Source organism: Paraconexibacter antarcticus, assembly GCF_024220175.1.
Lineage (GTDB): Bacteria > Actinomycetota > Thermoleophilia > Solirubrobacterales > Solirubrobacteraceae > Paraconexibacter > Paraconexibacter antarcticus.
The window spans coordinates 773,073-789,541 of sequence record NZ_CP098502.1 but is presented as its reverse complement, the minus strand read 5'-3'; the positions used below and the strand labels follow the sequence as shown (position 1 = coordinate 789,541).

At 75.6% G+C, this 16,469-nt stretch carries 17 protein-coding genes; 2 read left to right on the top strand and 15 right to left on the bottom strand.

Annotation, left to right across the window (positions count from 1 at the left end):
* Positions 1 to 14: 14 nt before the first annotated feature.
* Genes NBH00_RS03850 through NBH00_RS03825 form a run of 6 tightly spaced genes read right to left on the bottom strand, consistent with a single transcriptional unit; the run spans position 15 to position 6,090 of the window.
* On the bottom strand, positions 15 to 1,136 hold the full coding sequence (locus NBH00_RS03850; protein WP_254572031.1) for an enolase C-terminal domain-like protein: 1,122 nt from the start codon (positions 1,134 to 1,136) through the stop codon (positions 15 to 17).
* Positions 1,133 to 2,800, bottom strand: a complete 1,668-nt coding sequence (locus tag NBH00_RS03845) for a GMC family oxidoreductase (RefSeq protein ID WP_254572030.1) — start codon at positions 2,798 to 2,800, stop codon at positions 1,133 to 1,135. The genes NBH00_RS03850 and NBH00_RS03845 overlap by 4 nt, the downstream gene beginning before the upstream one ends.
* A complete protein-coding gene (locus tag NBH00_RS03840) occupies positions 2,797 to 3,546 on the bottom strand; it encodes a gluconate 2-dehydrogenase subunit 3 family protein (RefSeq protein WP_254572029.1) in 750 nt (249 codons plus the stop codon). The genes NBH00_RS03845 and NBH00_RS03840 overlap by 4 nt, the downstream gene beginning before the upstream one ends.
* The gene (locus tag NBH00_RS03835; RefSeq protein WP_254572028.1) at positions 3,543 to 3,956 is read right to left on the bottom strand and encodes a hypothetical protein; all 414 of its coding nucleotides are present in this window, start codon (positions 3,954 to 3,956) and stop codon (positions 3,543 to 3,545) included. Before NBH00_RS03835 ends, NBH00_RS03840 begins: the two co-directional genes overlap by 4 nt.
* A 20-nt stretch (positions 3,957 to 3,976) precedes the next feature.
* A complete protein-coding gene (locus tag NBH00_RS03830) occupies positions 3,977 to 5,761 on the bottom strand; it encodes a thiamine pyrophosphate-requiring protein (protein ID WP_254572027.1) in 1,785 nt (594 codons plus the stop codon).
* The gene (locus NBH00_RS03825) at positions 5,758 to 6,090 is read right to left on the bottom strand and encodes a hypothetical protein (RefSeq protein ID WP_254572026.1); all 333 of its coding nucleotides are present in this window, start codon (positions 6,088 to 6,090) and stop codon (positions 5,758 to 5,760) included. The genes NBH00_RS03830 and NBH00_RS03825 overlap by 4 nt, the downstream gene beginning before the upstream one ends.
* Before the next feature lie 127 nt (positions 6,091 to 6,217).
* Between NBH00_RS03825 and NBH00_RS03820 the strand changes: the two genes are divergently transcribed.
* Positions 6,218 to 7,222: an SDR family oxidoreductase gene (locus NBH00_RS03820; RefSeq protein ID WP_254572025.1), complete on the top strand. Its 1,005-nt coding sequence runs from the start codon at positions 6,218 to 6,220 to the stop codon at positions 7,220 to 7,222.
* Here the strand turns inward: NBH00_RS03820 and NBH00_RS03815 are convergent.
* Entirely contained in the window at positions 7,205 to 7,966 is a 762-nt protein-coding gene (locus tag NBH00_RS03815; RefSeq protein ID WP_254572024.1) for a helix-turn-helix domain-containing protein, read from the bottom strand. The genes NBH00_RS03820 and NBH00_RS03815 overlap by 18 nt on opposite strands.
* A gap of 22 nt (positions 7,967 to 7,988) precedes the next feature.
* Complete coding sequence (locus tag NBH00_RS03810; RefSeq protein ID WP_254572023.1) at positions 7,989 to 9,761, bottom strand: glycoside hydrolase family 15 protein; 1,773 nt, start codon at positions 9,759 to 9,761, stop codon at positions 7,989 to 7,991.
* Between the two features lie 100 nt (positions 9,762 to 9,861).
* On the opposite strand from NBH00_RS03810, the gene NBH00_RS03805 reads away from it, so the two are divergent.
* Positions 9,862 to 10,074 carry a hypothetical protein gene (locus NBH00_RS03805; protein ID WP_254572022.1) on the top strand — a complete coding sequence of 71 codons (213 nt, stop codon included), beginning with the start codon at positions 9,862 to 9,864 and terminating at the stop codon, positions 10,072 to 10,074.
* Here NBH00_RS03805 and qcrB read toward each other — a convergent pair.
* From qcrB to NBH00_RS03770, 7 genes are read right to left on the bottom strand one after another with little or no spacing between them, the layout of a single operon-like run.
* Positions 10,071 to 11,414: a cytochrome bc1 complex cytochrome b subunit gene (qcrB, locus tag NBH00_RS03800; RefSeq protein WP_254572021.1), complete on the bottom strand. Its 1,344-nt coding sequence runs from the start codon at positions 11,412 to 11,414 to the stop codon at positions 10,071 to 10,073. The two genes, NBH00_RS03805 and qcrB, sit on opposite strands and share 4 nt — an antisense overlap.
* Entirely contained in the window at positions 11,411 to 12,391 is a 981-nt protein-coding gene (locus tag NBH00_RS03795) for a QcrA and Rieske domain-containing protein (RefSeq protein WP_254572020.1), read from the bottom strand. The genes qcrB and NBH00_RS03795 overlap by 4 nt, the downstream gene beginning before the upstream one ends.
* Positions 12,388 to 13,137, bottom strand: coding sequence for a cytochrome bc1 complex diheme cytochrome c subunit (gene qcrC / locus NBH00_RS03790; RefSeq protein WP_254572019.1), 750 nt, complete (start codon positions 13,135 to 13,137; stop codon positions 12,388 to 12,390). Before qcrC ends, NBH00_RS03795 begins: the two co-directional genes overlap by 4 nt.
* Positions 13,134 to 13,793 (bottom strand): cytochrome c oxidase assembly protein, encoded by a 660-nt coding sequence (locus tag NBH00_RS03785; RefSeq protein WP_254572018.1) that lies wholly within the window; start codon positions 13,791 to 13,793, stop codon positions 13,134 to 13,136. The genes qcrC and NBH00_RS03785 overlap by 4 nt, the downstream gene beginning before the upstream one ends.
* Positions 13,790 to 14,131, bottom strand: coding sequence for a hypothetical protein (locus NBH00_RS03780; RefSeq protein ID WP_254572017.1), 342 nt, complete (start codon positions 14,129 to 14,131; stop codon positions 13,790 to 13,792). Before NBH00_RS03780 ends, NBH00_RS03785 begins: the two co-directional genes overlap by 4 nt.
* The gene (locus tag NBH00_RS03775) at positions 14,128 to 15,753 is read right to left on the bottom strand and encodes a cytochrome c oxidase subunit I (protein ID WP_254572016.1); all 1,626 of its coding nucleotides are present in this window, start codon (positions 15,751 to 15,753) and stop codon (positions 14,128 to 14,130) included. The genes NBH00_RS03780 and NBH00_RS03775 overlap by 4 nt, the downstream gene beginning before the upstream one ends.
* A complete protein-coding gene (locus NBH00_RS03770) occupies positions 15,750 to 16,361 on the bottom strand; it encodes a cytochrome c oxidase subunit II (protein WP_254572015.1) in 612 nt (203 codons plus the stop codon). The genes NBH00_RS03775 and NBH00_RS03770 overlap by 4 nt, the downstream gene beginning before the upstream one ends.
* Positions 16,362 to 16,469 lie beyond the last annotated feature (108 nt).

Sequence of the window (16,469 nt, the reverse complement as noted above, 5' to 3'; positions counted from 1 at the left end):
GCGCGGGCCGGTCATCACCGCGGGCCCCCCGGCCGCGTACCGGCCGTCACGCAGTACGGGGCCGCCACGTCGCGCCGGAAGGTCAGGCCGTTGCCCGGCCGGTCTCCCGAGGGGCGCAGGACGCCGTCGCGCCGGGGCGCGACGCCCTCGAACAGCATCGCCTCCAGGCGCGCGTGGTCGTGGAAGTCCTCCAGGTGCCGCAGGGCGAGCAGCGCGCACGCGGGATGCGCGTGGACGGCCGGGGCGCAGTGCAGCGACAGCGGGATGCCGGCCGCGTGGCACAGCCCGTCGACGGCCAGCAGCTCGGTGATCCCGCCGCAGCGGGTGACGTCGGCCTGGGCGACGTCGACGGCGCCGGCGCCGAGCATCCGGGCGAAGTACGCCGCGTCGTACCCGTATTCCCCGGCGGCGACGTGCACCCCCGCGGGCGCGCGGTCGCGCACGAGGCGCAGGCCGTCCACGTCGTCGGAGCTCACCGGCTCCTCGAACCAGCAGATGTCCGCGTCCGCGGCGAACCGCTCGCCGAGCCGCAGGGCCTGCTTGCGGTCGTACGCGCCGTTGGCGTCGACCATGAGCTCGACGTCGGGGCCGATGGCCTCGCGGGCGAGCCGGACCCGGCGGGGGTCGTCGGCCGGGTCGTGGCCGACCTTCATCTTCACGCGCGGGATGCCGGCGTCCACCCAGCCGCGGAGCTGACCGGTGAGCTCCTCGTCGTCGTACGTCGTGAAGCCGCCCGAGCCGTAGATCGGCACCGTGTCCCGCACGCGGCCGAGGAGCGCTGCGAGCGGCAGCCCGGCGAGGCGCGCGTGCAGATCCCACAGGGCCAGGTCGACGGCGGCGATCGCCATCGACGTGATCCCCGGGCGGCCGAGGTTGCGCGTCGCGGCGACCATCGCCGCCCAGGCCGCGCGGGGGGCGGAGGCGCTGCGCCCGCGCACGACGCCGGCGAGGGAGGTGGCGATGAGCTTGGCGGTCGCCTGGTCGGCGTACGTGTACCCGAGGCCGACCTCGAGCCCCGCGTGCGCGTGGACGACGACGATCGTCGTGGCGTCCCACGTCAGCGTGCCGTCGCCCTCCGGCCGGTCGGTGGGGACCCGGTAGGCGTTGACCTCGATGTGATCGATGCGCGCGGTCATGCGGCCGCCGTCCTGGCCGGGGCGGGGCGCACGCGCCCGGCCGCCAGCCGCTCGGCGAGACGCGAGCTCAGCGCCATGATCGTCAGCGCCGGGTTCGCCGCGCCCTGGGTCGGCAGCACGCTGCCGTCCGCGATGAGGAGGTTCGCCATCCCCCAGACGGCGTGGTCGGCGTCGACGACGCTCGTGGCGGCGTCGGTCCCCATCCGACAGCCCCCGACGAGGTGGGCGTAGCGATCGATCGTCAGCGTGTCCTGCGCCCCGGCGGCCTCCCAGATGCACTCCAGCGTGGCCTTCGCCGCCGCGATGTTCGCGCGGTCGTTCTCGCCCTGCGTGTAATCCATCCGGGCGACCGGCAGGCCGTGGTCGTCGAGCTCGTCGGCGAGCGTCACGCGGTTGCCGGGCCGCGGCAGCAGCTCGGCCAGCGCGCCGAGGGTGGTCCAGTGGTTGTAGTCGCGCATGTACTCCCGCAGCGCGTGCCCCCAGTGGCCGTCGGCGAGGACGTGCTCGGCCCAGGCGATCGGCAGGGGCCCGACGGTCTGGATCGAGAACCCGCGGGCGAAGCCGCGCGCCGGATCGGTCTCGTAGAACTGCTCGGAGCAGATCTCCGGCGGCGGCGCCTTGTACTGCCGCAGCGGCTCCGGGAAGCGCCCGGCGACCTGCGGCGCCCCCTGGACCATGACGTTGCGCCCGACCTGGTCCTCGCGGTTGCCGAGCCCCTCCGGCCACGCCGGGCCGGCCGAGTTCAGCAGCAGGCGCGGCGTCTCGATCGCGTACCCGCAGACGGCGACGAGCGCGGCGCGCTGCGTATGGAGGGTCCCGCCGGAGGCGTAGGTGACGCCCGTGCAGCGCGTGCCGGTCCCGTCGACCTCGACGCGGACCGCGTGGGAGTCCGCGCGGACCTCCACGCCGTGCGCGATCGCGTCGGGGAGGTGGGTCACGAGCGGCGACGCCTTCGCGTTGACCTTGCAGCCCTGCAGGCAGAAGCCGCGGTAGATGCAGTGCGGCCGGTTGCCGAACGTGCCGTTGGGGATCGCGACCGGGCCGACGCGCGTCTGGATGCCGGCCGCCAGCGCGCCGCGGCGGGCACGGTCGGCCGCCGCGGAGATCGGGTGCGGCGCGTGCGGGTAGCTGTGCGGGTCGCCCCACGGCCAGTCCTGTCCCGCCACCGGGAGCTCGGCCTCGACGCGGCGGTAGTGGTCGCGGAGGTCCTCGTAGGCGATCGGCCAGTCCGCGCCGACCCCGTCGAGCGTCCGCGTGCGGAAGTCAGAGGGGTGCAGCCGCGGCGCGTAGCCGGCGTAGTGGACCATCGACCCGCCCACGCCGTGCCCGGAGTTGTTCTTCCCGAGCTCCACCGGATCGCCGCCGCCGATGACGCGCGGCGCGGTCCAGTACAGCTTGTGCTGGCCGGCCTCGTCCGAGACCCAGTCGCGATCCGGGTCCCAGAACGGGCCGGACTCCAGGATGACGATGCGCCAGCCGCGCCGGGCCAGCCGCTGCGCGAGGACCGAGCCGCCGGCGCCCGCCCCGACGATGCAGAGGTCGACCTCGTCGGCGTCCGCGTAGCGGCGCATCGTGTCGCGCCCCGGGACGGCCCGGCGGTGCACGTCCAGGAGGTAGGCGGAGTCGTTGTCGCGGGGCGGCCCGCTGCCCTTGCGCAGGCTCATTCGAGGCCCCTCGCCGGCACGTCGCGCACCGGGTCGCGCGAGAACGCCTCCGCGCCCTCGTGCGGGTCGGCGCCCGCGGGACCGGCGCCGAGGCGCATGTAGCCGCGCGGGTAGGCCGGCCCCCCGAAGCCGATCTCGTTCCACGCCCACGGATGGCTGTAGAAGGCGCTGAGCGCACCGCGCATGACGACCGACCAGGCCCGCGCGCTGTTGAGCTCGCTCCACGGACCGTCGTCGAGCCGGCCGTGCGCGAGGTCGTCCACGATGCCCACCCGCGTCGGGTGATCGGCGGCGAGGAGGCTCGCGGCGCCCCGCTCGCGCGCCGTCGCGTCGACGGCGGCCGCGACCGCGCGCCAGGTCTGTCCGTCGTCGGGCATGTCCTCGTAGCGGAAGCCGTCGCGCCGGCCCTCGTGCAGCCGGCTGTCCACGATCTCGAGGACCGGGATGCGGGGCTCGGCGTCCTGGGCGAGCGCGAGGTCGAGCAGCGTCCGCAGCGCCGCGGCCTCCTCCGCCGTGAAGAAGCGCAGCACCGGCACCCTCCCGGCCCGGCCGACGACGCGCTCCCGCGTCACCTCGTCCCACGCGTCGGCGTGGGCGAGCACGTCGTAGTCCGGGTAGCGCCCGTGCATCTGCGGGGTGATGCCCTGCCGCTGCCGGGGCAGGCCGCTCGGATCGGCCGGCTGCCCGTCCTCGCGCAGGTTGGGCAGGTGCTCGGCGCGGGCGAAGTCCATGGCGTCGCCGCTCATCGCCCCTCCTCCCGGCGGGAGATCGCGGCGGCGACGCCGATCGCGCCGACCATCGCGAGCGAGCCGGGGGCGAGCGCGGGCGGTCCCATGACGAGGTTGTAGGTCGCCTGGCGCAGGCCGCCGGGCTTGCGGGCGGCGCCGCGCAGGTGGAAGTAGACCCCAGCCAAGCCGTCGAGGAGGTACACGCTCGCCACGGCGGGCAGGACCGTCCGGGCGGCCCGCTCGGAGCAGACGCCGGCGACGCCGGCCGCCGCCAGCGCCGGCGAGAGCGCGACGGGCGTCCACATCCAGCGGTTGCCGAAGGAGCCCGAGTAGTGGTTGAGGTAGATCTCGGCGCCGAGGGGGACCGCGGCGGCGGCGGTCGCCGCGCTCAGCAATCGCTGCGCGCGGCCGGCCCGGAAGTCGCTCACGGCGCGGGAGAACGGAGGTCTCATCGCGTCGTGAACTCCGCGAGCTTGCCCTTGAAGGACTCGACGAGGATCCGCCGCGCCGCCGGGTCGCCGTGCCGCAGCGTCGAGGCGATGCCCTTGACCTGGTCCAGGCGGATGTGCGGCGGCAGCGGCGGGACCTCGGGATCCGTCACGACGTCGAGCAGGACGGGCCCGCCGGCGCCGAGCGCCTCGTCCCACGCGGGTCCGACGTCCTCCGGCCGGTCGACCCGGATCCCGCCCAGGCCGAGCAGGCGGGCGTAGCCGGCGAGGTCGACGTCGGGCAGCACCTGCGAGGCGTCGAGCTTCGGGTTGCCGGACATGACCCGCTGCTCCCACGTGACCTGGTTGAGGTCGTTGTTGTGCAGGACGCAGACGACGAGCTGCCGGTTGCTCCACTCCTCGTGGTAGCGGGCGATGTCGATGAGCGCGTTGATGCCGAGCATCTGCATCGCGCCGTCCCCGATGACCGCGATGACCGGGCGGTCGGGGTAGGCGAACTTCGCGGCCAGCGCGTAGGGCACCGACGGGCACATCGTCGCGAGGGTCCCCGAGAGCGCAGCCTGCATCCCGGAGCGCATGCGCAGGTGGCGGGCCCACCAGTTCGTCGCGGAGCCCGAGTCGGCGGTCAGGATCGCGCGGTCGGGCAGCCGCGCGCTGAGCTCGTGGAAGACGAGCTGCGGGTTGATCGGGTCGGCCGACTGGTGCGCGCGCTCGTCCAGGATGCGCCACCAGCGCTCGACGTCGTCGGCGATGGTCTCCTGCCAGCGGCGGTCGCGCTGCTCCTCCAGGAGCGGGAGCAGCGCCTGCAGGGTCGCCGCGCTGTCGCCGGTCAGGCCGACCTCCGTGGGGTAGCGCATGCCGAGGCGCCGGGGGTCGATGTCGATCTGCACCGCGCGGGCCTGGCCCTCCGGGGGCAGCCATTCGGCGTAGGGGAAGCCGGTGCCGATGAGGATGAGCGTGTCGCAGCCCTCCATCATCGAGAACGACGGCTTCGTGCCCAGCAGGCCGATCGAGCCCGTGACGAACGGCAGGTCGTCGGGCAGCGCGGCGCGGCCGTTGAGGGCCTTGGCCACCCCCGCGCCGATGCGCTCGGCGAGCTCGATGACCTCCGCCTCCGCGCCGATGGCCCCCTGCCCGATGAGGATCGCCGGCCGCTCGCCGGCGTTGATGAGGTCGGCGGCGGCGGCGAGCTGCGTGGCGTCCGGGACCGGGCGCGGGCGGTGGAACCCGGGCGAGGTGAAGACGGATCCATGGGCGCGCGCCGGCTCCTCGTACGGCGACTCCTGCACGTCGTTCGGCACGATGATGCACGTCGGGGACCGGGTGGCCGCCGCGATGCGCATCGCGCGGTCGACGAGCTGGCGGGCCTGGGCCGGCACCATGCACACCTCGACGAACTCGTGCGCGACGTCCTTGTAGAGCGTGGTGAGGTCGACCTCCTGCTGGTAGTCGGCGCCCAGCGCGGTCCGCGCCTGCTGGCCGACGATCGCGACGACCGGCTGGTGGTCGAGCTTGGCGTCGTAGAGCCCGTTGAGCAGGTGGATCGCCCCGGGGCCGGACGTCGCCATGCAGACGCCGACCTCGCCCGTGAGCTTCGCGTGGGCGCAGGCGGCGAAGCTCGCGATCTCCTCGTGGCGGGTCTGCACGAAGCGCACGCGGTCACCGACCTCGTGGAAGGCGCCGAGCAGCCCGTTGATCCCGTCCCCGGGGTAGCCGTAGATCCGCCCGACGCCCCATTCGTGGAGGCGCTCGAGGATGAACTCGGCGACGGTCGGCCCGCTCATGACGTCGCTCCGGTGCGGGTGTTCGCCAGGGTCGCCACGCCGAAGCCGGCGGCGACCCCCGCGCTCGCGAGCGTCGCCCGGCGCCGGCGCGCATCGATCAGGGCCAGCCCGACCATCGTGTGCACGTGGATCGCGTCGATGACGACGAGCAGCCGCCGGGCGCGACGGGGCAGCACCCCCTCCGCGAGTTGGCGGCCACCGAGCACGAGCGTCGCCGCGTGCAGGCGCCGGTCGGGATCGCGGATCCCGACGACGCGACGCAGGACGGTGTCGGGGGCGAGGACGAGCACCGTCCCGTAGGCGGCGCGGACGTGGCGGAGATTGACCATGTCCTATGGGTGCTCGGCGTGCCGGGGGGCGTCACGCCGGCGGTCCGGCGACGGACCCCGGGCCGCGGAGAGGTGCGCCGACGGACCTGGCGGCCCCGTCCGCCGACGGACCGGGCATCCGCCCGGCATGAGCACCACATCGAGGGTCATCGTCATCACGGGTGGATCGGCCGGCGTCGGCCGGGCGACCGCCGTCGCCTTCGCGCGCCGGGGTGATCGCATCGCGCTTGTCGCCCGGGGACGGGCGGGGCTGGAGGCCGCCGCCGAGGAGGTCCGCGCGGCGGGCGGGACCGCGTTGACGATCGTCGCGGACGTCGCGGATCCCGAGGCGGTGGAGGCCGCCGCCGCGCAGGTCGAGCGCGAGCTGGGCCCGATCGACATCTGGGTCAACAACGCGATGGCCGCGGTCCTCGGGGAGGTCGCGGACACGACGGCCGAGGAGTTCCGCCGCGTGACGGAGGTGACCTACCTCGGCACCGTCCACGGGACGCAGGCCGCGCTCCGGCGCATGCTCCCGCGCGACCGCGGGCACGTCATCCTCATCGGCTCCGCGCTCGCGCGCCAGGGGATCCCGCTGCAGGCGACGTACTGCGGGGCCAAGCACGCGATCCAGGGCTTCTTCGAATCACTGCGGTGCGAGCTGCGCCACCGGGGCAGCGGCGTCGGCCTCACGATCGTGCAGCTCCCGGGGATGAACACGACGCAGTTCTCGTGGGTGCGCCTGCACGTGCCGCGCGAGCCACAGCCGGTCCCGCCGATCTACGCGCCCGCCGTCGCCGCCCGCGCGGTGGTCTGGGCCGCCGACCACCCCCGCCGGCGCGAGGTCTGGGTCGGGGCGCCCACGGTCCTGACGATCATCGGGAACCGGTGCGCGCCGTGGCTCGCCGAGCGCTACCTCGCGCGGACGGGCTTCGGGTCCCAGCAGACCGACACGCCGGCCGCGCCGGACCGGCGCGACTACCTCGAGACCCCGCTCGACGACCGGGAGGACCACGGCACGACCGGCCGCTTCACCGAGCAGGCCCACCACCGCAGCCCGCAGCTGTGGGCGGCCACGCACCGGGCCTCGGTCGCCGCCGCGACGACCCTCGCCGCCGCGGCCGGCGGCGCGTGGTCACACCGGCGGGGCTGACAGCAGCGCTCGCGACGGCAGCGACGAGGTCGCCGCGCCGCGGAGCAGAGGCAGGTCCTGCGGCGGCGGGCCGAGGAGGAGGAAGCCCTCGCGGCCGAGGCTGCGGACGAGGTCCTGCTCGGCCAGCGCCCCGAGCGCGGTCGTGACCGACGGCCGGCGGGCGCCGATCGTCAGGCCGAGGAGCCGGTGCGTGAGCGGGACCGGGAGGAGCACGCCGTCGGGACGGACGCGCCCCCAGAGATCGGCGAGCTGCCACAGCACGAGCAGCACGCGGTGCTCGACCGACGCGAGCTGCGCGAGGACGAGGTGCCCGGCGACCCGGCGCGAGCGGCTCATCGCGCGGCCGGTGATCGCCGCGGTCACCTGCGGGAACGGACCGAGCCGGCTGGCGAACGCGAGGTCGAGGACCGCGAAGGTCACCCCGGTCACCGCCCGCCAGCCCGGGACGTAGGGGTAGACGGCGTACTCCCCGTCGTCCTGCCACGGGCGCAGCAGGTCGCCCGGCCCGAGGACCTCGGCGCCCGCGCGGTGCTCGAGCTTCACGTGCCGGACGATGAACCCGTCACCGATGAGCAGGCCGATCCCGCCGCGCGCCCCGAACTCGTCGGGCTGCGGGTGCCAGTCACCGGCCGGGAGGCGCTCGAGGCGGACGATGAGCCGCTCGGCGGCCAGGGCGCAGCTCTCGTCCGGCAGCTCGCTGCCGAGGTCGGGGTCGAGCTTGAGCAGCGACGCGCGGTCCACCACCGGCATCCAATCATCTCGCACCTCAATCGGACCGGTGCCGGCCCAGCGCCACGGCCGCGCTGACGTGCGCGAGGTGCGTGAGGGCCTGCGGATAGTTGCCGACGGCCACTCCGGCGCGCGTGTCGTACTCCTCGGAGAAGAGCCCGAGCGGACTCGCCGTCTCCATGGCCCGCTCGAACACCTCCGTCGCGGCGTCGAGACGACCCTGGCGCGCGAGGCATTCGGCCAGCCAGAACGAGCAGGCGAGGAAGCACCCCTCCCGCCCGGGGAGCCCGTCGACGGTGTCGTACCGGCGGAGCAGCCCGTCCTCGCCGAGCGCGTCGGCGAGCACGTCGACGGTCGAGCGCATGCGGGGGTCCGTCCACTCGACGACGCCCGTATGCGGGAGCAGGAGGGCGGTCGCGTCGAGGTCCGGACGGCCGACGGCCTGGCGGAAGACGCCGCGCTCGACCTCGAACCCGGCGTCGAGCACCGTCTCGCGGGCGGCTTCGCGGGCCTCGTGCCAGCCCGCGGTCGACGCCTGCGGCCGCTGCGCCGCGGCGATGGCCAGCCCGGCGTCGAGCGCGGCGAAGCAGGCGGCCTTGGAGTACACGAACTGCCGCGGCTCACCGCGCAGCTCCCAGAAGCCGCGGTCGGGTTCGTGCCAGTGGCGCGCGACGCGGTCGAGGACCCGGGAGATGAAGCGCCACTCGTCGTCGTCGAAGCGGTGCCCGCGCTCGTGCCGCTGGCGGCACTGCTGCAGGATCTCCCCGGCCTCGTCGCGCTGGATCTGCTGCTCGGCCGCGTTGCCGACCCGGACGGGGCCGACGCCCCGCCAGCCGGCGAGCGAGACCTCGTGCTCGTGCAGCCGCCGCTCGCCGCCCACGCCGTAGACGACCTGCATGTCGTCCGCGTGCCCGGCGCTGGCCCGCATGACGAATGCGGAGAACGCGTCGCCGACCCCGGTGATGCCGAGCGCCGCGAGCGCGCGGGAGGTCCACGTGGCGTCCCGCACCCAGGCGTAGCGGTAGTCCCACGTGCGGCCACCGTCGAGCGCCTCGGTCAGCGAGGTCGTGGGGGCCGCGACGACGGCCCCGGTCCGCTCGTACACGAGGGCCTTCAGCGTCAGCGCCGAGCGGACGACCGCCGCGTCGTCGGTGCCGGCCTCCGCGTCCGCCCACCAGCGGCGCGTCCAGCTCAGCGCGTCCCGGATGTCGGCCGCGGCGGTGCAGCGCGCGTCGGCCGTGAGGGTCGCGGCGTCCTCGGGCCGGCAGGAGGCGATCGAGACCTGGAGCCGCTCGCCGGTGCCGACCCGGGCGTGGACCTGCAGCTCGTGGTCGCCGCAGCGCACGATCGTCCCGTCCGTGCTGACGATGAGCGCATCGTCGCCGCCGACGATCCACGCCCGGTGCTCGTCGTGGCGGTGCAGCCACGGCCGCGTCTGCCCGTAGTCGAAGCGGGCGACGATCCGCACGACGACGTCGCACCGTCCCGAGAGCACGTGCACCACCCGCGCCAGCCGCTGCTTCCCGGGAGCGAGCGCGTCCTCGACGCGGACGCGGCCCGCGCCGCCGGCCAGGTCCACGACGTGCACGAGCGAGCCGTCGGCGTAGCGCGCGGCGCCGCGCTCCGCGTCGCTCCCGTCGAGCTCGATCGAGCAGAAGCCGCCCTGCTCGCCGTCGAGCAGCGCGCCGAAGCAGCTGCCGCTGTCGAACCGCGGCAGGCAGCACCACTCGATGGTCCCGTCCGCCCGGACGAGCGCTGAGCCGCACCCGTCCCCCAGAAGGCCGAGCTCGTGCAGATCCGTGTCGCTCACGATCGGGCGCTTACCCGGTGGTCACGGGTCGAACGGACCGGGGTCCGTCAACAGACCCCCGGTCCCCGGGGCCCGCGAGGGGCCGGGCATCACCTGGTGCATGCCGGTCGATCGCGCCACCCTGCAGGCCAACAGCCCGATCCGGGTGGCGCTGCGGCGCAGCGCCGAACGCCGCGAGCGGGCCCGCCGCCGCGCCGCCGACACGATCACCTGGGATCGCCGCCCGCCGGCGTGGAGGGCGCCCCCGCGCGACGCCCGCCGGCGCCCGCCGGCGGAGGGCGCCGAGCGTCGCGCGCCGTCCGGGCCGTCCTAGCGACGGACGTCCCCCTGCCGCCGGGCCGCCCGCGCGGCCAGCCCCCCGACGACGGCGGGCACGACGAACACGGCGGCGCGGAGCACCCAGACCTGCGCCTCGTAGGGGACGCCGGCGGCGACGAAGAGGCGGTCGGCAGAGCCGGCGAGGAAGATCGTGGCGACGAACGCGGCGAAGGCGGCGGTCGCCCCCACCCGGCCGGGCTCGTCGCGGAGCAGCGAGAGCAGGTGGTGGTCGAGGCGGTCGCGGGTCCACAGCCGCCGGTCGACCCACGGCCACGCGGCGAGCAGCCCGAAGACGGCGGTGGGCAGCAGCACGCCGCCGAAGAACGGGTTGCCGGCCCAGGTGTGACCCCAGAACCGGGGCTCGATCGGGGGCATGAGCCGTAGCGCGCCGATGAGCCAGCCGAGGTACCAGTCGGGCTGCGCGCCGTTGCTGCCGAGCCACGGCTCGTACGGTCCCCACTGCCAGATCGGGTTGATCTGCACGAGGCCGCCGAGCAGCAGCAGGACGGCGAACGTCGCGCACATCCAGGCCAGGGACCGCAGGGCGTAGCCGGGCCACATCGGCGTCCCCACGACGTTGCGCTCGGTCCGGCCGGGCCCGCGGAACTGCGTGTGGTGGTGCCGGGCGACGAGCGCGAGGTGCGCGCCGATGAGCGCCGCCATCGCGGCGGGCAGGAGGAAGACGTGCGCGATGAACAGCCGGCTCTCGAACGCGCCCGCCGTGGGGAACGAGCCGCCCCACAGCAGCGTGCCGAGCTGGCCGCCGACGAGCGGGATCGACAGCACGACGCCGTAGGCGATCGCGAGGCCCATCCCCGAGAGGAGGTCGTCGGGCAGGGAGTAGCCGGCGAAGCCCTCCACGAGCCCGAGGCCGAGCAGCAGGACGCCGAGCAGGTGGGTGAGCTCGCGCGGCTTGCGGAAGGCCGCGGTGAACATCACCCGGATGACGTGGACGATGATCCCCGCGAGGAAGAGCAGCGCCGCCCAGTGGTGCGTCTGCCGGATGAGCAGCCCCATCGGGACGTCGAAGCTCAGGCGCATCGTCGACGCGTAGGCGTGCGAGACCTCGACCCCGTCCAGCGGCTGGTAGCCGCCGTGGTAGGTCGTCGTCGCGGTGCTCGGCGAGAAGAACAGCGCGAGGAAGACGCCCGTCACGATGAGCATGACGAACGCGTAGAGGGCGAGCTCGCCGAGCAGGAAAAACCAGTGGTCGGGGAACACGTAGCGCAGCGCGCCCCGGGTCACCTTCGCTGCGCCGAGGCGCTCGTCGACGAACCGCACGGCGGGGGTGTCGCCCACCGGCTCCTCGCGTTCGGCGGGCACCTGGGTGCTCACGAGTGACCCACCCCCCACCAGGCCGGCCCGACCGGGCCCGACAGCGGCCCCGCGGCCTGCAGGGTGCCGTCGGGGGCGATGCGCAGCGGCAGCTGCGGGAGGGGGCGCCCGGCCGGCCCGAAGGTCACCTTGGCGGCGCGGGCGGGGTCGAACGTCGAGTAGTGGCACGGGCACACGAGCGCCGGGGAGGTCGACGTCTCCTCGTTCAGCGGGTAGCGGAACAGCGCCACTGCGCAGCCGGCGTGCGTGCAGATCTTCGAGTAGGCCAGCAGGCCCTGGGGGGCCCACGCCCGGCGGCCGGGGGGCAGCGACACGTCCTCGGGGCGCAGGCGCACGACGACGACCGGCGACCCGAGCTCGCGGGGGTCCGCCCCGTGCGGGAACGCGGTGAGGAAGGCGCCGACCTCGAGGGCGTCGGCCCGGATGGGGGCGCCGTGCTCGTCAACGAGCGGGACGCCGGTCGTCCACCGGGACTCCCCGAGCCGCCCGCCGGGCCGGGGCCCGAGCGCCGCCAGGGGCGCGGCGGCGGCGGTCGCCAGCCCGGCGCCGGCGACGCCGGCGGCGCCGCCGAGGAGCGCGCGGCGCGACACGCCGTCCCCGCCCGCGCGGACCGTCTCGGTCAGCGCGGCCCGCGTCTGCGGGTCGGTCACCGGCGGGCGGTCCTCGACCGCGGTCTCCTGCGGCACGATGCGGAAGCTCGCGACGGCGAGGGCGACCGCGAGCAGGACGAAGGCGAGGGCCGCGGCGAGGCCGAGGAGCTGCGTCGAGGCGTGCAGCGCGAGCAGCACGCCGACCGCCGCCCCGGCGCAGCCGGTGAGGACGAGCAGGACGGCGACGAGCCGCGTGGCGGCCGGGCTGGCCCCGGCCGTCCGGTGCTCCGGCCCGGGCGGCCCGTCGGGCGCGGGGCCGCCGGACGCCCCGCGCCGGGCGGCGCGCAGCGCGACGGCCGCGGCCAGGGCACGGGCGAGGACGTTCATCGCGCGCGCTCCCCGAGGCTGCGGGCGGCGCCGAGCAGCAGCACCATCGCGATGCCCCAGCAGACGAGGCCCTCCGGGACGGGCCCGAGGTTGCCGATCGCCCAGCCGCCCGGGTTCTGCAGGTGACGGGTGTAGGTGACGTACGCGGCGAGGTCCGCGACGTCGCCGTCGGTGAGCTGCCGGGGCCCGAAGCGCGGCATGAGGTAGGGACCGAGGCGGACCGCCTCGGCGACCTGGACGGGCGTCGCGTCCTGGAGCGCCGGCGCGACCGCACCGGTCGCGATGCCGCCCCGGCCGACGATCTGATGGCACCCGGCGCAGCTGTCGGCGAAGCGCTCGTGGCCGCGCCTGACCGAACCGCCCGACACCACCGGCACGGGCGGGCCGCCGAGGCTCCCGATGTACGCGACGAGGTCGGCGATCCGGGCGCCGCTGAAGGCGGGGTGGTGGCGCATGGGCTCCTGGTGGGGTGCGGCGAGCGGCATGCGTCCCGTGCGCAGCTCGAAGTCGGCCGCGAGCGCGCCGACCCCGACGAGGGACGGGCCGCGGCCGCGGACGCCGCGGGCGTCCTGCCCGTGGCAGCTGGCGCACGAGGCGACGAACATCGAGCGGCCCCGGGCGGTCGACGGGGTGGTCGTGGCCGTCGCCGCAGTCGTGGTCGTGGCGGCGCGCGGCGCGGACGCCAGCGCCAGCGTGCCGAGGCCGCCGAAGCCGACGGCGAGCAGGACGACGAGCGCGCGCCTCACGACCGCACCGCCTCGCGGCGCCGCTGGCGCTGCTCCTCACGCCACAGCTCGTGGGCGCAGGCCGCCAGCCCGCCCGGGACGAGCACGCCCATCGCCGCGAGCCACATGACCGTCCCGGCGCTGTGCTGGTCGGCGACCGAGGCGGTGCCGTCGGGGAAGAGGACGCGGTCGCTGCCGAGGAACGTCGCCCCGACCGCCGCCATCGCCCCCATCACCGCGGTGACCCAGGCCAGGCGCGCGATCGCACCGCTGCGCCGCCCGACGGGGTCCACCCCGAGCAGCCCGGCCCACGCGATCAGGCCGGTCCAGAACAGCGCCGCGTGCTCGGTGGCGTGCACCCACGGGTGCCGGAGCGCCACGGTGAACGCCGGCGTCAGATGCACGCCGAGCAGGACCGCGATCGAGGCGGGGAAGCTCACCGCGGGGCGGCTGAGCGCGCGCACCGCCGGGTGGTGCAGCAGCCCGACCAGGCGACGCCGGGTGGGCGTGCGCAGGTGCGGCAGGAGCGTGCGGACGGGCGCGCCGGCGGCGACGAGCAGCGGGGCGAGCACGCCGATGAGCAGGTGCTCGACCATGTGCCCGGTGAGCGTCCGGTCCGGGACGAACGCGGCGGCCGGCAGCGTGATGAGGCCGGCGGCGAGCAGGACGCGCCTCATCGCCGCGGCTCCGTCGTCAGCAGGACGACCCCGGCCACCGCGACGCCGGCGCCGGTCGCGACGAACCACGGGCTCACGGCGCTGCCGAGCGCCGCCAGCCCGACGCCGGCCGCGAGCGTCGCCGCCCCGGGCGAGGTCCCGGCCGCAGCGGGCGCGCCCCGGGCGGCGCCGTCGGTCGACGCGGCCGCCCGCCGCCAGGCCAGGCCGCCGAGGACCGCGGCCGCGCCCGCCCCGCCGAGCAGCGCGACCGTCGTCGACCGGGGCGAGAAGAGCAGCTGGACGGCGGCGCTGGTGAGCAGCAGCGCACCCCACACGCAGAGGACGAGCGGACCCTTCATCGTCCCTCCTCCGCCGCGGGCGCGAGCGGCGCGACCGACCGCACGACGGGGACCGCGCCGACGAAGTTCCCGCGCGGGGGCGGCGACGGCGTCGCCCACTCCAGCGTGAGGCCGCCCCAGGGGTCCGGCGGCGCCGGGCGACCGTGACGGGCCGACCGCCACAGGTTGAGCGCGAGCGCGGCCATCGACAGGGCCAGGACGGCCGCGCCGATCGACGAGAGCAGGTTCGGGGTCGCGACCCGCTGCGGGTAGTCCGAGACCCGGCGCGTCATCCCGTGCTCCCCGGCGAAGAACATCGGCAGGAACGTGAGGTTCGTCCCGACGACCCCGAGGACGAGGTGCACGACGCCGAGCCGGTGGCCGAGCAGCCGCCCGGTGACCTTCGGCCACCAGTGGTAGAGGCCCGCGAAGAGCCCGAAGAGGCTGCCGCCGAAGAGCGTGTAGTGGAAGTGCGCGACGACGATGTAGGAGTTGTTCGCATGGTTGTCCAGCGCGGGCGAGGCGACCCACACGCCGCTGAGCCCGCCCACGAGGAACTGCACGAGGAACGCGATCGCGAACCACACCGGCAGGCCGAGGCGGAGCGTCCGCGACCACAGCGCGCCGACGAGCTCGAGGTACTCGAGGCCCGCCGGCACGACGAGCGCCGTCGACGTCAGCGCGAAGTACCGCACGTCCACCGCGCCCGTCGTGAACATGTGGTGCGCCCACACGCTCATCGACAGCGCCGTGAAGAGCAGCAGGCTCCCGACGAAGAGCGGGTAGTAGCGCAGCGGCCGCCCCGAGGCGGTCGTCAGCACCTCGGCGACCGCCCCGACGAACGGGAAGAACATGACGTAGACGACCGGGTGCCCGTAGAACCAGAAGAGGTGCTGGTAGGCGATCGCCCCGTCGCCGCCGCGGAAGATCGAGACCCCGTGCCGCTCGAGCCACAGCAGGCCCATCGTGACGATGAGCACCGGGAAGGCGAAGACGGCCATCAGGCACGTGACCACGAGCGTCCACGTCAGCGGCGGCATCCGCAGCAGCGTCATGCCCGCCGTCCGCAGGCGCAGCGCCGTCGCCAGGACGCAGCCGGCGAGCAGGAGCTCGCCGAAGGTCGCGATCGCGACGCCGAGCACCCACACGTCCATGCCCGCCCCCGGCGTGCGCACCGCGTCCGACAGCGGATCGATGCCGGTCCACGTCGCGCGGCCGGCCCCCTGGGAGGTGAGGAACCCGGAGAACATGACCACGCCCCCGGCCGCGTACAGCCACGCCCCCGCGAGCGCGGCCCGGGGCGCGGCGATCCGCCGCGCCCCCACCTGGAGCGGGACGAGGTACACGCCGAGCGCCAGCGCGACCGGCGTGACGACGAGGTAGATCATCCCCGACCCGTGCATCGTGAACAGCTCGGCGTACGTCCCCTCCGACACGACCTGACGGCCGGGCTGCGCCAGCTCGGCGCGCATGAGCAAGGCGAAGACGCCGGAGACCAGGAAGAAGACCGCGGCGACGCGCCCGATGCCGCGCGCGATCGCCTTGTGGTCGGTGCTCGCCACCGTGGCCGACAGGACGCTCGGGCCGTCGGGGACCGGGAGCGGCGTCGCGGCCGGGGGCGGCGGCGGGATGACGCTGCTCACCGCGACCGCCTCGCCTTGAGCCACGCGGCGAACCGCGCCGGCGGCATCGCCTGCACGACGAAGTGCATGTCCTGGTGGTAGAGCCCGCAGAACTGCGCGCAGAGGCCCTGGTAACCGCCCACCCGCGGGAACACGAGCTGCCACGTCGTCGTCCGCCCGGCGAACAGCTGCCGCTGGAAGCGCACGTCGGGCACCCAGAAGTCGTGGTCGACGTCGGCGGACGTGCCGACGAACCGGACGGGGCGCCCCGCCGGCACCCGCAGCACCGCCGGCGCCGTCGGGCTCACGGGCGGCGCGCTCCGCACGCCCCCGCCGTAGTCGAAGCGCCACATCCACTGCGAAGCCGTCACCCGGACCGTCAGCGCGGGCGGGCTCGCTCCCGCCGTCTCGTCGGACGTGGCCTCGAAGGTCAGCACCACCAGGACGGCCGCCGCGATGACGAGGGCCGCCGGACCGGCGATGTGCATGACGCGATCCACGCCGGGCGGCACGTCGCGGCGCAGGAGGAGCGCCGCGGCGATGGCCACCACGACCACGCCGAACACGACCAGCGCGACCGGCAGGTAGACGCCGCTGAGCTCGTCGTAGGTGTGGCGCGTGCTGGTCAACGGTCCGCGGGGTCAGGAGCGCGGAGAGCATCGGCCACCGCGGCCCCGCAGCTGCTACCCGGCGTCCGGGCCGATAACCCGCGGAGGTCCGCCAGCGGACCTCGAGGC

Coding starts and splice junctions, on each gene's coding strand:
- NBH00_RS03795 (WP_254572020.1), bottom strand. CDS start 12,391: ATGAACGTCCTCGCCCGTGCCCTGGCCGCGGCCGTCGCGCTGCGCGCC.
- NBH00_RS03845 (WP_254572030.1), bottom strand. CDS start 2,800: ATGAGCCTGCGCAAGGGCAGCGGGCCGCCCCGCGACAACGACTCCGCC.
- NBH00_RS03825 (WP_254572026.1), bottom strand. CDS start 6,090: ATGGTCAATCTCCGCCACGTCCGCGCCGCCTACGGGACGGTGCTCGTC.
- NBH00_RS03840 (WP_254572029.1), bottom strand. CDS start 3,546: ATGAGCGGCGACGCCATGGACTTCGCCCGCGCCGAGCACCTGCCCAAC.
- NBH00_RS03820 (WP_254572025.1), top strand. CDS start 6,218: ATGAGCACCACATCGAGGGTCATCGTCATCACGGGTGGATCGGCCGGC.
- NBH00_RS03850 (WP_254572031.1), bottom strand. CDS start 1,136: ATGACCGCGCGCATCGATCACATCGAGGTCAACGCCTACCGGGTCCCC.
- NBH00_RS03785 (WP_254572018.1), bottom strand. CDS start 13,793: ATGAGGCGCGTCCTGCTCGCCGCCGGCCTCATCACGCTGCCGGCCGCC.
- NBH00_RS03805 (WP_254572022.1), top strand. CDS start 9,862: ATGCCGGTCGATCGCGCCACCCTGCAGGCCAACAGCCCGATCCGGGTG.
- NBH00_RS03780 (WP_254572017.1), bottom strand. CDS start 14,131: ATGAAGGGTCCGCTCGTCCTCTGCGTGTGGGGTGCGCTGCTGCTCACC.
- NBH00_RS03830 (WP_254572027.1), bottom strand. CDS start 5,761: ATGAGCGGGCCGACCGTCGCCGAGTTCATCCTCGAGCGCCTCCACGAA.